Below are 12,711 nucleotides of genomic sequence, written 5' to 3' on the forward strand. Positions count from 1 at the left end.
ATCGCGTTTAGTGAGGAAGACGTTATCGAATTCTTAGAAGTTGGAGAACCATATCGGGGCAATTTGGTACTTCGTTCACCACTACAATGCATCCTTACATCTTTAGCACTACCAAATCCTTTACCCTTTCAAACCACCCCTAGTTGGGATGGTCGTTGAAACAATACATATACGTCCGAATGTCCGATAACAACTTCTTTCAAACCACCCCTAGTTGGGATGGTCGTTGAAACTCGATCGGCACCCACTGGCAATAACCAGTGAAAAATATCTTTCAAACCACCCCTAGTTGGGATGGTCGTTGAAACGGGCTTGGTGGTGGGTAGCTTGCGTTCGCGGGCAGGCTTTCAAACCACCCCTAGTTGGGATGGTCGTTGAAACTTAAATCGGCAAGCTCTTCATAAGTAAACTTTTTGTCTTTCAAACCACCCCTAGTTGGGATGGTCGTTGAAACTTAAGTACCCAACGGCGTTCTGTGGTGCCTACATATTGCTTTCAAACCACCCCTAGTTGGGATGGTCGTTGAAACGTAGCAGACGCATTCTGTACAGTGACTCATTAAATGTCATCGTTGATAGATGAATGTCGCTTTGACAATTAGGGATGTCGTTAAGGCTAAATCATCCAATTTGCCGAAATGATTCGCAGTGGCTTGGGCAGTTGAGGCAGTGGCAGGCATTTTTACAAGGGGACTTGGAATATCGAAAAAAACCTCAATTGGGATTCAAGTTTTCTGACGCCGTTGGCTGAAATTGGAATTTCTATGTAAGGCTTGGCAACTTGCGACAGAGAACTTAGCCGGAAAAGTGAGAGTAGAGGCTAGCGATCGCGCACAATAACAAAGCTTCTGTCCACTCTACAACTGCTCCGTAGGTATCGCCGGTATGACCGCCTAGCTGGCGGTGAAACCAGACTCCTGTTAAAAACGCGATCGCGCATCCTGCGGCGGCTGTTCCCACCGCTGCGAGCCACCGAGTCGGCGATAGGACGATCTGTAATCCCATCAGGGCAAATAGCACTAGCAATCCCAGCAGGATGTCTTGAGGCGTCCGAATGGATTCTCTATGGAAGGCACCTTTACCCTCCGCTTTGAGGTAAGGATAGCAAGCGATCGCTACCACTTGTCCCCACCTTCCCCATCCTGCCGATACCATTAGTGCCAGCCACCGATAAGATTCTAAGTCACTCAGAGCAGATGTTTTTAATAGCAGCAGCGCGATCGCTGCCATCGCTCCAAAGGCACCCGTGGCGCTATCTGCCATCACCTTTAAACGCCGCTGCCGTTCGCGTAGCTCGTCCGAAGAAAAATCCTGCACTGCCAGTCCATCTGCTGTATCCATAGCCCCATCCAGATGCAGACCCCCGGTGAGGGCAATCCAAGCAACAACGACCATTGCAGAGCGAGTCAGCATTGGGACACCCAGCAGTTGAAAACAAGTATCCAGAAGAGCGAGTAACCCTCCAATAAATAAACCCACCAAAGGTGCCCAACGCGCAATGCCGCGAAATTCTAATGTCCATCCAGATGGAATCGGAATACAGGTGTAAAACGCGATCGCACCCAGAAATCCTTTCCAAAATGAGAAAATTTGCACCACAAACAAACTTAATGACTTTTCAATAACAAATTCAGCAGATTAGCGTATGAACAGGGGAGAAATGTTGGGCTAAGATTGTCTCGTAGCAGTTCCGATTGCCATAGGCGTATGCCGTTAGGCTCCTCGCGCTTTGCTGAGTGTTCGCGTTCGCCATAACCGTCGAATGCGTATGCCGTAAGGATTCGGATTCTTGCCCAAAGCGCGTATACCATTAGGTTATGAAAGCTACCTACTTCCCTAAGTAGTGTATATCGCATTATTCTGTTGCATCTACGCAGCGACCAGGCAAGATCGGGCTTGTTTGAACCAGAGGCTGTTCCCATGACTTATGACCAATCTCCGCCCCACTTACCGGCTCCATGTATTATTGACAGCGGCATTATTGTTAATAAACAAGATATGCGACGACTGTTGACCGATCTAGGTCGCGTTCGCTACATCCACACCCTCGATGGCAAAGTTCAGAGCGAGGGCGAAGGATGCGTACTGGACGTATTTGCTGAACCACAGCGGTCTACGATGATTGCTAACCAGGCAATCTATCTTAACGTCCATAGTTTTGATTATCTGCAACTGCACCAGTCGAGCGAACAGGAATCTTATTTTGACTTGATTCAAGATCATCGTCAGTTACGTTTGATACCACTTTCTAGCCCACTCCAAGAGCAAAGCACGCCGATCATTAACGCCGCTGCTTTAGAAGCAATGGTGACACAAGTTCTGTCTGCTAAGTGGGATGTCCAACTTGACGACGACGATTGCTTATTCTAAGTAATCTTTAGTTAGGAAGTCGTTAGTCATCAGTCATTAGTCAATAAAAATCGACTAATCATCTAAAAACTAAAGACTAAAGACTATTGTTAGTAGAACTCGCAGCTAAAGTAAGTGGGATTTTCGTTTCAATGTCAGGCGCGTTGTCGCCATACGCAGGCACGAGCCGGGACTTTTTTGACACCACATGGCTTAGTAGAAACACCTAAGTTTATGCCGGTAGGGACGCTGGCGACTGTCAAATCTGTGACAATCGATCAGCTGGAGGCAACGGGTGCCCAAATGGTTTTGGCGAATACCTTTCACCTCCACTTGCAACCTGGAGAAGCAATTGTGGCGGGTGCAGGTGGGCTGCACCGCTTTATGGGCTGGAAGAAGCCGATGCTGACAGATTCTGGCGGCTTCCAGGTGTTTAGCTTGAGCGAGTTGCGGAAAATTACTGAAGAGGGTGTAACTTTTCGCTCTCCCCGCGATGGGCGGATGATTCATCTAACGCCGGAGCGGTCAATCCAAATTCAGAACGAACTGGGAGCAGATGTCATTATGGCATTTGATGAGTGTCCGCCTTATCCAGCGGAGCGCTCAGAAGTCATGGCGGCAACAGAGCGGACTTATCGGTGGCTGGAACGATGTATAAATGCTAACCAACGTCCGAATGAGCAAGCTTTGTTTGGGATTGTTCAAGGTGGCGTTTACCTGGATTTGCGAGTTGCGGCTGCTGAGTCATTAGCGGAGTTAAATTTGCCAGGATACGCGATTGGCGGCGTCAGCGTGGGAGAACCGGCGGAACTGATTCACCAGATTGTGCGGGCGACTGCGCCAGTGTTACCCGCCGAAAAGCCTCGTTACCTGATGGGTGTGGGCACTTATCGAGAAATGGCACAAGCGATCGCTGCGGGTATCGATTTATTTGACTGTGTGATACCCACTCGCTGGGCGCGTCACGGTACTGTGATGGTACAGGGAGAACGCTGGAATTTGAAAAACGCCCAGTACAGAGAAGATTTCACTTCCCTGGATGCGAGTTGTCCTTGCTACACCTGCCAGAACTTCAGTCGCGCTTACTTGTGTCATTTAGTGCGAACGCGAGAAATCCTCGGTTACACCTTACTCTCAATTCACAACATTACTGAATTGATTCGGTTTACCCAACGAATCCGGGAAGCAATTTTAGGCGATCGCTTTGTCACGGAATTTGGTCACTGGCTAGACACTCCAACAGAATAATTAAAAATTAAAAAACTTTAAGCATGAGCGTAAACGTCTTTCGGATCGAGTCGGCCTTTTTAGAGATAGCGATCGCAATTTTGGGGAATTTTAGCGGTCGAGGATCGTCAAGAGCGATCGCCACCGTTTAGTAAAAGTAAATTTTCCATGTAGGCTGAAATCGCGTCCAGCTAACAGCCGAGTCATGTTAAGATACTTGTCAATTCTTAAAACTGTGTTGGAAAGGTGGATTTTAAATATGGAAGCAGCACTGCTGTTGGCAAAACTGCCGGAAGCTTATTCCTTCTTTGACCCCCTGGTAGACGTTCTCCCGATCATCCCCGTGTTCTTCTTGTTGTTGGCTTTCGTTTGGCAAGCATCTGTGGGTTTCCGCTAAACCCGAACTGCCAAAAAATTGAAAGGGCACCCACGTGGGTGCCCTTTTATGATTCAGGGTAGGCACAAGGCCGATCCCTAAAACTTTTTTAACCCTGCGATCCCATTGCTTTCTGAAAGGCAGGACGTTCCGAGAGTCGCTGGATATAGGTAACAACTGCTGGATATTCGCTCAGGTCGAGCTTCAGCATCATGGGTATATAAGCCAGAATCGACCCTACTGCTACATCGACGACCGTTAGTTCCTCGCCTAATAAAAATGGTTGCCCTGCCAAAATTTCATTCAGCGGTGTCAGCAACTTAGGCGTTTCGCGTTCCCGACTTGCTTCCACAAAAATCCCTGGTCCCAAAGTGGCATTGCCAAATATTACCCATTGGGTGGTTTGTGCTTGTTCCTCCAGAGTGGCTGGCATCTTGCCGTACTTTTGGGCGAGATACAGCAGAATCGCCCCTGACTCCCAGAGTTTAAAATCTCCATCAACAATTGCCGGGACTTTTCCGATCGGGTTAATTGCCAGAAACTCTGGTTGGAGATGAGCGCCTGCCTGCATATCGAGCTGGACGAATTCGTAAGGAACGCCCAACTCTTCAAGATACCACTTAACAATGGATGCCCGACTACGGGCACCGCCATACAGTTTCAACATCGCAGATATCCTAAAGGACTTTATGGGTGTGAGAGTGTTGTTTCACGTTGTCTTCTTTGCGGACAACGCGCTGAGCATTCAGTACTCGCTTGCGTTCGACAGAATAGTTAAAGTCATTGCGGGTAGTGCCCAGAGGAATATGAGATTTGGCCTCTGGTTTGTTCTTATAGGTGCGAACAGATGCGATCGCCCGAAAAGTGAACTCATCGCTAAATTGCGCCTCTTCTGGAAAATCTGCTGGCTTGTAGAGGTTATCGCCGACGATCACTGCACCCATTGTGGTCGCAACAGCCATCTTGTAGGAGGTCGGAATCCCTTTCAGAAGTGCTTCCAGAGCAGCTGATGGGATGGGTTCAATAATGTTGACTTCTTGGACTTCGCCATCTTCCTTGAAGAAACAAGTGGCTAAGCCAAGTAGCAGGTAGTCATTTTCGCTGAGATCGGGAGCATTGGGATAAGAAGTTGCAGTTGTCATAAGACCGTTTTAAGGAACGATTGCCAAACACCGACGGGAGGGCGTAAGTATCGCTTGCATTCTACCAGCATCCATTCAGTTGGGGCAGTGGGGAGAGGTGTAATGGGGAGCATCGCTTCAATTTTCCCTGCTCTTTTGCACCTTTGCATGGTTGTAGGATTTTCACCCCTCGCATCCCCCGCTCAAAATCCATAATTTTTTCCTATGCCAATCCTGCAAGCTTCACAGTCGTCAGTTCTCCTAGACGGGTAAATACGAGATTAAAGGAGTCTCTACAGATAGTTTCAGTAATGCTCTGGATTGGGGCTGTAGATTTCCTAAAGGACATTTAAACCGAACTGAAGGTATAGGAGATCGCTCCAGTGCTGGAAGACGCTTTAAGCAGTGACACAGAACACCCCGGCAACGAATAGGAAGCCGCTAAAGTAGATTCCAGAGAAGTCCAAGGTACCCTTGAGGATGATTATGAACGCTCGCGCAATCAATTTTCAAGACCAGGCAAAACACCAAAACGGTTCGCCGGTTTCATCGACCACCGGCACAGTTCCAAGGCGTTTTAATCTAGTCACCTCGGTATCTGGAGGACACCAGAACCAATCCCTTCGGTCTCTACGTGCTTTAGCAAAGGAAAAAGCTCAACATGGCGATCGCAACGCCGCGATCGCTATCCTGACGACTCTGATCGAACTAAACCCCAGCAGTGCCACTGACTATAACAACCGGGGGTTGATTTATTTCCAGAACGGTCAAAAGGAGCAAGCGATCGCCGACTATAACACGGCGTTGGAACTCGATCCCCACTTGGACAGTGTTTACAACAATCGCGCCAACTACTACGCTTCTTTAGGACAGTTGGCAGAAGCGATCGCGGACTACGAGATGACCCTGGATCTTAACCCTGGTAACGTTCGGGCTTGGATTAACCAAGGGATCACCTTTCGGGATCTGGGACTTTACGACTTGGCGTTAGAAAATTTTGACCTAGTGCTGAGATTAGGTCAGCTACAAGGGAATATCTACGCAGAGCGGGGTCGTACCCATCATCTGCACGGCGACTGGAACTGCGCGATCGCTGATTATCAAAACGCTTTGGCTGTGCTTGCTCCTTTTGGTTCTGCCGGACGCTTGCGCTTGCAAGTCGAAAATTGGATGAACCAACTGCTGAAACCTATCAGCGCTTGAGGAACCATTTAAAATTCAAAAAAATTCAAAATTCAAAATATTTTGAATTTTTACTCATCAGTCGTATTGTTATCCAGCCACACAACTGGACGCTGAGAAGGATCAACTCGATGGCTTTGTTCCTGCATCACGCTTTTGGCTTGCTGGGGATCGAAGTAGCGGCTGAAGTTATTACTTAAACGATTGACTCGTTTTTCTGTGCGCTTCACTTCTTGTCGGATTTCTCCTAGCTTTGCTTGCTGGGACAGGTGATAAGGCAAAAGTTGCACGAGAGCGGCGATCGCTGCCGATGAAAGCACTACATTTACTGCTAATTTAGCTGTCGTTTCTATCGCGATCGCTCGCTTAGGATGGCGTCGCGGTTGTCGCCGCGTCCGAGGAACTATCCGGCTGTTTGGTGCCGGTTGCTGATGAGGTTGTGAGGGTTCAATAGCATTCATGGTGTCAGGATACCACTCTGGACGCAAGCGCCACTATGTCTGTCGATAGATGTCAAAGGCTTTAAGGGAGGTACCCCTGCCTAGAGTTGCTGCAAGTGAATTAAGAAGCTAGGGATTGGATGCTAAGGACTAGAAACCAGGGGAAGAGGGAGCGGGAGAAGGGGAGCCGATGTGTACTAAAGCCCTGTCATTCCCTCACTCTCTCTTGCCATCAGCGGCTAGTCCCTAGCAAGGGGTGACATCTACTTGTACAGTTCCGTTGATAGCCGGAATGCCATGATGCCAGCAAACAGCGCCACAACTAAAGCAATATACACTTGGGTATCGGATATCGACATCGTTTACCAACTCCTTATTTCAGGTTTATAGTTCAACAATTTCGGCTAAATTATGCCCAATATAAACATCTTGTAACAAGATGCAACACAGCCGCGTAAAAATTCTAGCTCCATTGTTTGGCTTGCTGAATGGAATTTTCGACTAATTTTTCCCGACAAAGGTTAAGCTTAATTAAGACAGCAATCATTTTGGCACAATTTAGCCAGTTAATTTTTGCTTTTAGTTTGATAGTTCCAGTTTGAAGCTTGCGTGAATGCTAGACCAAATCCTGAACTCTCCGCTCAATCCGGGACTTGAAGCTCCCCTTGTACTGCTTGTTCTAGTTGTATTAGAGGCAGTGCTGTCAGCGGATAACGCGATCGCCCTAGCAGCTATTGCCCAAGGCTTAGAAGACAGCACGCTCCAGCGTCGCGCCCTCAACTTCGGATTAGCAGTTGCCTACATCCTCCGAATCACTTTGATTCTGACAGCAACCTGGGTAATTCAGTTCTGGCAGTTTGAGTTATTAGGGGCACTCTATCTGCTTTGGCTGGTGTTTCAGTATTTTACTTCCGATGAAGGGGAAGCTCAGGAACATCATGGGCCGCGATTTGCTTCTCTATGGCATGCAATTCCGATAATCGCCGTCACCGATTTAGCTTTTTCCCTCGATAGCGTCACTACAGCGATCGCAATTTCTAAAGATACCTGGCTGGTTCTCACCGGAGGTACGATTGGAGTGATTACGCTGCGGTTTATGGCTGGCTTATTCATCCGTTGGCTCGATGAATTTGTCCATCTTCAGGATGCTGGCTATATCACCGTTGCCCTTGTAGGATTGCGATTGCTCTGCAAAGCGATTCAGCCAGATTTGGTGCCGCCAGAGTGGTTAACCATTGCCTGTATTGGGGTGATATTTGCCTGGGGATTTGCTCAGCGCGTCCCCGCTGAGCAAACCGTAGAGATTCAGCAGAAGGAAGAGCAAAAGCGTTAGGCGAAAAAAGATTGAAAATGGCTAATCGCCGATGGCACATTCTTTAAGCGCCGTTCGCGATTAGCCGTTGGTGATTTACTCGTAGATCCAGGAAGTCAAGCTGGGCTTCCAGCTAACAAGTTCTTCATCTTTAAACCACAGAGCAATCTCGCGCTGCGCGGTTTCGATAGCGTCGGAACCGTGGATGAGGTTGCGACCAATACTGACTCCATAATCGCCGCGAATTGTACCCGGTTCAGCGGTCAGTGGGTTAGTCGCCCCAATCATTTTTCTAGCGGCTGCGACCACTCCATCGGCTTCCCATACCGTCGCGACTACTGGGCCAGAGGTGATAAACTCGACCAAACCCGCAAAAAACGGTCTTTCTCGGTGTACGTCATAGTGCTGCTCTGCCAGTTCCCGGCTCACACTCATCAACTTTAAGCCAACCAGAGTAAAACCTTTGGCTTCAAAGCGCCGGATGACCTCACCCGCGAGGTTGCGCTGTACACCATCAGGCTTGACCATGACAAATGTCCGTTCCAAGTTTATCTCCTTTAGATTTTACAAACTGATACAAAACACAGATTAGACTAGAAGGCTTTTTAACGCAAAGGGCGCAAAGGTTTACGCAAAAGGATATGAAGATCAACTTTAAGTAAATTCCCACCGCGTTGACACTGCCAAATTGAGCATCTCACCCAAATCCCTCTTGGCGTTCCTTTGCGGTTTCCTTCGCCTACCTTTGCGTTAAAAGTTTAAATGAATTGCTGCCGATCTACCCGTTATGACGTTCTAAGGCTAATTGAATCAGTTGATCGACTAATTCTGGGAAAGCAACACCCGTCGCCCCCCAAAGTTGGGGATACATACTCGTTGCCGTGAAACCAGGCATGGTATTAATTTCATTAATCAATACTTCGCCAGTGGCTTCAACGTAGAAAAAGTCCACCCGCCCCAAACCAGCCCCATCAACTGCGGCAAACGCTTGAAGAGCCATTTCTTGGATTTGAGTGGCAACGGCATCTGGCACTCTCGCTGGGATCGCTAAATCCGCGCGTCCCTCGGTGTACTTCGTTTCGTAGTCGTAAAAATCACTGTCAAAGGTAATTTCTCCAACGACAGAAGCTTTGGGATTGTCATTCCCCAAAACGGCACATTCTAACTCCCGCGCCACCACGCCTGCTTCCACAATTAAGCGACGGTCGTAGCTGGCAGCGTTATCGAGGGCGGTTTCTAACTCAGCACGCGATCGCACTTTGGAAATTCCCACCGATGAACCTAAATTCGCCGGTTTCACAAAACAGGGATAACCGAGTGTCGCTTCAATTTGTTCGCAAAGCTTGGGGAAAACACAGGGATTCGACCACACTTGCGAGCGATTAACGGTGATGTATTTCACTTGAGGCAATCCTGCATTGGCGAATGCCATTTTCATGGCAATTTTGTCCATTCCCATCGCAGAACCTAAAACCCCAGTCCCGACAAAAGGCACTTGCATTAATTTAAGCATTCCCTGAATGGTGCCATCTTCCCCATTCGGGCCGTGGAGGATGGGAAACCAGACATCTACCTCAGCAGCTTGGGGGGGAGATTGCCAACGATTGAGGTCTGGCGATGGGATCGTAAGTTCGGTATTCGGTGATGCGTTTTCGTTACTGGGTAATTGTTGCGGAGAATTTTCTGAGGCCAGTTGGGATTCCGGGGGTCTTCCAGATGCTAAAACTTGTTGAGCCACTTCCCCGGCTTGCCAACGTCCATCTTTGTGGATGTAGAAAGGCAGGAGTTCGTACTTAGCGCTGTTTTGGTCGGCACTCAAAGCTTGCGCGATCGCCCGTGCCGAACTTAGCGAAACTTCATGTTCTCCCGAACAGCCCCCAAACAGCAATCCCACCCGCATTTTATTCATTTCGGATATTCCTGACACTGCACACCGCCGATAGTTTACTACAGCCTAGAGGCGTGAGACAAACTCCGATACGGAAACTCCCTCAACCCTCTTTCTTATGATGCCAGTGTTATTTGCCTCGCTCAGGAGCGGACAACGAGTTTCCAGGGACGTTGGACAGTCATCGCTTCTTCCGGCTCCAGCACGGCAATCCGCCATCCTCTGCCCCAAGGTCGCGCCAGGACGACCCGATCGGGATTTGCTGCTTTGACCTTTTGAGCCGCCGTAGTGGTCAACTCGCTCAGTGCGATTTTTTCCACGGCTAGAGGTGCGCGAGCGACTGGCGTCGTGTTTGTGGGAGGCTGAATGGTGGGTATTGCCGTGGGGACTGGGGTTGTGGCGGTGGAAGCCTGGATGCTTGGTTTAGCGGTGGGGAGGGGTGCCGTGGCGGTGCCAGTCTGAATCGCCTGAACCGGGGGTTTTTTACCCTTGAGCTGAAGCGGTTCCTGTTTAGGAAGAATCAGTTGACGAGTGCTAACACCGAGTAAGTAAGTAAAGCGGCAAGTCAACCAAGCAATGCTTCCCGTAGCAATTGCCGTCCAATACACCAATATCAGCGCGTTGTATAAAGTGTAAGCAATGCGAGGGGGAAGATAAACCGCTTCTTGCAAGTCTCGCCGGAGGAGTGGGAGGCGGGAGCTTACTTCAAGTTTCCACAAGGTGATAAATGTTTTCATAGCAGATGCTAGCACCGCGAAATCCTCCGATCCACCTAAAAATCTTATACCGGCACTGGCTGATGCACTTCCAATGGTTCCCCGGTCAAACTAAACGCGCGAACTTCGGTGATTTTGACTTTCACCACTTGACCTTTGAGTTCGGCAATGTTGCCGGTAAAGAAGGTGAGACGGTTGCCCCGCGTACGTCCCATCACCTGGGTGGGATCTTTGGTATTTTGATCTTCTACCAAGACTTCTTCGATGCGACCGAAGTAACGCTGGGACGCTTGAGCCGCTTTAATTGAAACTAAGTGATTGAGACGTTGAAGGCGATCGCTTTTCACCTGTTCGCTCAGCTGATTCTCCCACAAGGCTGCGGGTGTTCCCGGACGCGGAGAATAAGCTGCCGTATTTAACAGGTCAAAACCAATCTCGTCCACCAGTCGCAGCGTATTCTCAAACTGTTCCTCGGTTTCTCCCGGAAAGCCGACAATCGCATCCGCACTAATCGAGGCATCTGGCATATACCGGCGAATCGTGTCAATGATGCGGCGATATTTCTCATGGGTATAACCCCGCGCCATTGCCTTCAGAATGTCGTTATCTCCCGACTGGAAGGGAATGTGGAAATGTTCGCACACGTTGGGCAATTCGGCACAAGCTCGAATTAACCGTTCGGTGAAATAGCGGGGATGGCTGGTGGCAAACCGAATCCGCTCAATTCCCGGCACATCATGAACGTAATAAAGCAAGTCTGTGAGCGTATTCTGGTGTCGCCCTTCTGCCGTGATTCCAGGCAAATCCCGTCCGTAGGCGTCGATATTTTGCCCCAGCAGGGTGATTTCCTTATATCCTTGCCGCGCTATTTCCTCCATTTCGGCGCGAATCGCTTCTGGAGTCCGCGATTGCTCGACGCCGCGAACGCTTGGAACCACGCAGTACGTACAGCGTTCATTGCAGCCGTAAATTACATTCACCCAAGCTGTCACTTTACTGTCGCGGCGCGGCTTGGTGATGTCTTCAATGATATGAACTGCCTCAGTCGCCACTACCTGATTGCCATTGAAAACTTGTTCCAGCAAATCTTGGAGGCGATTGGCGTGTTGCGGTCCCATTACTAAGTCTAATTCTGGCACCCGCCGCAACAGTGCTTCCCCTTCCTGCTGAGCGACGCAACCAGCAACCACCAGTGTCAAATCTGGTTGCTCGTGCTTGCGCTTCGCCTGTCTGCCTAGGTAGGAATAAACTTTTTGCTCGGCGTTATCCCGGATGGTGCAGGTGTTGTAGAGGATCAGGTTTGCATTTTCAGGTTCTTCTGACCATTCAAAGCCCATATTTTCCAGAATGCCAGCCATACGCTCTGAGTCGGCTTTGTTCATCTGGCAGCCAAAGGTGGTGATGTGATACCGGCGGGGAGAAGTGGTCATGGACGGCTACAACAAATCAATGAAAGTAATCGGAACTGTATATCTATAGTACCTATCTGGAGAATACAGCTATCGCGTCTTTACATCTAAAACTGCCAGAACTGCCCGTAAGCATTGCGATCGCTCTCAGCTCTTTACATCTAACAATCGCTCCGACGGTGCCCCAGCAGCAGTGAGTTGGCGTTCTTGCCCCTTCAGGCAAGAGCCATATATTTTCTGATGGTTGTAAAAAATTGCGGCAACAAAGTAGGACTTTTATTCTACGAATTAAGAAATAAATTACAGCATTCTAAAGTCAGTTATTCACATTCTTTTGCAATTTTATCCTGATTATGCATCAGAGAGTCCGAATCAGGCAATAGAAGCTCTGACGAGACATCTACTATGCGCCTTTACAGCTCCCTCCTCTTATCAAGCCTGTTAGTTACTGGTTTAGCGGTGAATTTACCAAACCTACGGGATCGCTCGGAAAATTTGCAGCAATTAGACTCAGCTCAAAAACACTTATTTACTCATGATTCCAGGCATGACAGTGCCCATCGCGGTAGCGGACGACGAGGAAGAGGAAATTCTGAAGCCGCTATGAGGGGGTTGTTTTATCTGAATTTGACATAGAAGCCAACCCAGTTTTACCCAGTTTTTCAGGTCGGTTTTTCTATTTTCTGTGAGGA

General features: G+C 48.8%; 15 protein-coding genes, 1 pseudogene and 1 CRISPR repeat array. Of the genes and pseudogenes, 7 read left to right on the forward strand and 9 right to left on the reverse strand.

Annotated features, from left to right (window positions below; translation table 11 throughout):
* Positions 1-106: pseudogene (locus NDI33_RS17670) on the forward strand (IS1 family transposase); the annotation flags it as partial.
* 19 nt (positions 107-125) lie between these two features.
* A CRISPR array of direct repeats spans positions 126-529; the repeat unit is 37 nt; unit sequence CTTTCAAACCACCCCTAGTTGGGATGGTCGTTGAAAC.
* 265 nt (positions 530-794) lie between these two features.
* Here NDI33_RS17670 and cobS read toward each other — a convergent pair.
* The gene (gene cobS, locus NDI33_RS17675) at positions 795-1,598 is read right to left on the reverse strand and encodes an adenosylcobinamide-GDP ribazoletransferase (RefSeq protein ID WP_348245651.1); all 804 of its coding nucleotides are present in this window, start codon (positions 1,596-1,598) and stop codon (positions 795-797) included.
* A 321-nt stretch (positions 1,599-1,919) separates the two neighbouring features.
* Between cobS and NDI33_RS17680 the strand changes: the two genes are divergently transcribed.
* The 3 genes from NDI33_RS17680 (at position 1,920) to NDI33_RS17690 (ending at position 3,972) form a co-directional block, all read left to right on the forward strand.
* Complete coding sequence (locus NDI33_RS17680; protein WP_190432259.1) at positions 1,920-2,369, forward strand: hypothetical protein; 450 nt, start codon at positions 1,920-1,922, stop codon at positions 2,367-2,369.
* Positions 2,370-2,483: 114 nt separating this feature from the next.
* On the forward strand, positions 2,484-3,596 hold the full coding sequence (gene tgt / locus NDI33_RS17685; protein ID WP_190673265.1) for a tRNA guanosine(34) transglycosylase Tgt: 1,113 nt from the start codon (positions 2,484-2,486) through the stop codon (positions 3,594-3,596).
* Between the two features lie 238 nt (positions 3,597-3,834).
* On the forward strand, positions 3,835-3,972 hold the full coding sequence (locus NDI33_RS17690; RefSeq protein WP_190413748.1) for a photosystem II reaction center protein K: 138 nt from the start codon (positions 3,835-3,837) through the stop codon (positions 3,970-3,972).
* Positions 3,973-4,060: 88 nt separating this feature from the next.
* On the opposite strand, the gene NDI33_RS17695 is transcribed toward NDI33_RS17690, so the two are convergent.
* Together NDI33_RS17695 and NDI33_RS17700 are read right to left on the reverse strand one after the other, a co-directional pair.
* Positions 4,061-4,618 carry a glutathione S-transferase family protein gene (locus NDI33_RS17695; RefSeq protein ID WP_190426881.1) on the reverse strand — a complete coding sequence of 186 codons (558 nt, stop codon included), beginning with the start codon at positions 4,616-4,618 and terminating at the stop codon, positions 4,061-4,063.
* Positions 4,619-4,628: 10 nt separating this feature from the next.
* Positions 4,629-5,093: a hypothetical protein gene (locus tag NDI33_RS17700; RefSeq protein WP_190413324.1), complete on the reverse strand. Its 465-nt coding sequence runs from the start codon at positions 5,091-5,093 to the stop codon at positions 4,629-4,631.
* A gap of 465 nt (positions 5,094-5,558) precedes the next feature.
* Between NDI33_RS17700 and NDI33_RS17705 the strand changes: the two genes are divergently transcribed.
* A complete protein-coding gene (locus NDI33_RS17705) occupies positions 5,559-6,275 on the forward strand; it encodes a tetratricopeptide repeat protein (RefSeq protein ID WP_190673267.1) in 717 nt (238 codons plus the stop codon).
* 50 nt (positions 6,276-6,325) lie between these two features.
* Here NDI33_RS17705 and NDI33_RS17710 read toward each other — a convergent pair whose 3' ends face one another.
* Positions 6,326-6,715, reverse strand: coding sequence for a hypothetical protein (locus NDI33_RS17710; RefSeq protein WP_190673270.1), 390 nt, complete (start codon positions 6,713-6,715; stop codon positions 6,326-6,328).
* 242 nt (positions 6,716-6,957) lie between these two features.
* The gene (gene psaM, locus NDI33_RS17715) at positions 6,958-7,053 is read right to left on the reverse strand and encodes a photosystem I reaction center subunit XII (protein WP_190413318.1); all 96 of its coding nucleotides are present in this window, start codon (positions 7,051-7,053) and stop codon (positions 6,958-6,960) included.
* A 254-nt stretch (positions 7,054-7,307) separates the two neighbouring features.
* On the opposite strand from psaM, the gene NDI33_RS17720 reads away from it, so the two are divergent.
* Complete coding sequence (locus NDI33_RS17720) at positions 7,308-8,027, forward strand: TerC family protein (RefSeq protein ID WP_190673273.1); 720 nt, start codon at positions 7,308-7,310, stop codon at positions 8,025-8,027.
* Positions 8,028-8,102: 75 nt separating this feature from the next.
* Here NDI33_RS17720 and ndk read toward each other — a convergent pair whose 3' ends face one another.
* From ndk to miaB, 4 genes are all read right to left on the reverse strand, one after another.
* Positions 8,103-8,552: a nucleoside-diphosphate kinase gene (ndk, locus tag NDI33_RS17725; protein WP_190413315.1), complete on the reverse strand. Its 450-nt coding sequence runs from the start codon at positions 8,550-8,552 to the stop codon at positions 8,103-8,105.
* A gap of 232 nt (positions 8,553-8,784) precedes the next feature.
* Complete coding sequence (locus NDI33_RS17730; RefSeq protein WP_190673276.1) at positions 8,785-9,915, reverse strand: D-alanine--D-alanine ligase family protein; 1,131 nt, start codon at positions 9,913-9,915, stop codon at positions 8,785-8,787.
* 122 nt (positions 9,916-10,037) lie between these two features.
* Positions 10,038-10,631, reverse strand: coding sequence for a hypothetical protein (locus tag NDI33_RS17735; protein ID WP_348245652.1), 594 nt, complete (start codon positions 10,629-10,631; stop codon positions 10,038-10,040).
* 44 nt (positions 10,632-10,675) lie between these two features.
* Positions 10,676-12,040 carry a tRNA (N6-isopentenyl adenosine(37)-C2)-methylthiotransferase MiaB gene (gene miaB / locus NDI33_RS17740; RefSeq protein WP_190673282.1) on the reverse strand — a complete coding sequence of 455 codons (1,365 nt, stop codon included), beginning with the start codon at positions 12,038-12,040 and terminating at the stop codon, positions 10,676-10,678.
* 384 nt (positions 12,041-12,424) lie between these two features.
* Between miaB and NDI33_RS17745 the strand changes: the two genes are divergently transcribed.
* The gene (locus NDI33_RS17745) at positions 12,425-12,655 is read left to right on the forward strand and encodes a hypothetical protein (RefSeq protein WP_348245653.1); all 231 of its coding nucleotides are present in this window, start codon (positions 12,425-12,427) and stop codon (positions 12,653-12,655) included.
* Positions 12,656-12,711 lie beyond the last annotated feature (56 nt).

The organism is Trichocoleus sp. DQ-A1, assembly GCF_039961955.1.
Taxonomy (GTDB): Bacteria; Cyanobacteriota; Cyanobacteriia; order Cyanobacteriales; family FACHB-T130; genus FACHB-T130.

Excerpts from the sequence above, each read along its gene's own strand:
- NDI33_RS17680 (WP_190432259.1), top strand. The coding sequence starts at position 1,920 with ATGACTTATGACCAATCTCCGCCCCACTTACCGGCTCCATGTATTATT.
- NDI33_RS17690 (WP_190413748.1), top strand. The coding sequence starts at position 3,835 with ATGGAAGCAGCACTGCTGTTGGCAAAACTGCCGGAAGCTTATTCCTTC.
- NDI33_RS17695 (WP_190426881.1), bottom strand. The coding sequence starts at position 4,618 with ATGTTGAAACTGTATGGCGGTGCCCGTAGTCGGGCATCCATTGTTAAG.
- NDI33_RS17700 (WP_190413324.1), bottom strand. The coding sequence starts at position 5,093 with ATGACAACTGCAACTTCTTATCCCAATGCTCCCGATCTCAGCGAAAAT.
- NDI33_RS17705 (WP_190673267.1), top strand. The coding sequence starts at position 5,559 with ATGAACGCTCGCGCAATCAATTTTCAAGACCAGGCAAAACACCAAAAC.
- NDI33_RS17710 (WP_190673270.1), bottom strand. The coding sequence starts at position 6,715 with ATGAATGCTATTGAACCCTCACAACCTCATCAGCAACCGGCACCAAAC.
- psaM (WP_190413318.1), bottom strand. The coding sequence starts at position 7,053 with ATGTCGATATCCGATACCCAAGTGTATATTGCTTTAGTTGTGGCGCTG.
- NDI33_RS17720 (WP_190673273.1), top strand. The coding sequence starts at position 7,308 with ATGCTAGACCAAATCCTGAACTCTCCGCTCAATCCGGGACTTGAAGCT.
- NDI33_RS17730 (WP_190673276.1), bottom strand. The coding sequence starts at position 9,915 with ATGAATAAAATGCGGGTGGGATTGCTGTTTGGGGGCTGTTCGGGAGAA.
- NDI33_RS17735 (WP_348245652.1), bottom strand. The coding sequence starts at position 10,631 with ATGAAAACATTTATCACCTTGTGGAAACTTGAAGTAAGCTCCCGCCTC.
- miaB (WP_190673282.1), bottom strand. The coding sequence starts at position 12,040 with ATGACCACTTCTCCCCGCCGGTATCACATCACCACCTTTGGCTGCCAG.
- NDI33_RS17745 (WP_348245653.1), top strand. The coding sequence starts at position 12,425 with ATGCGCCTTTACAGCTCCCTCCTCTTATCAAGCCTGTTAGTTACTGGT.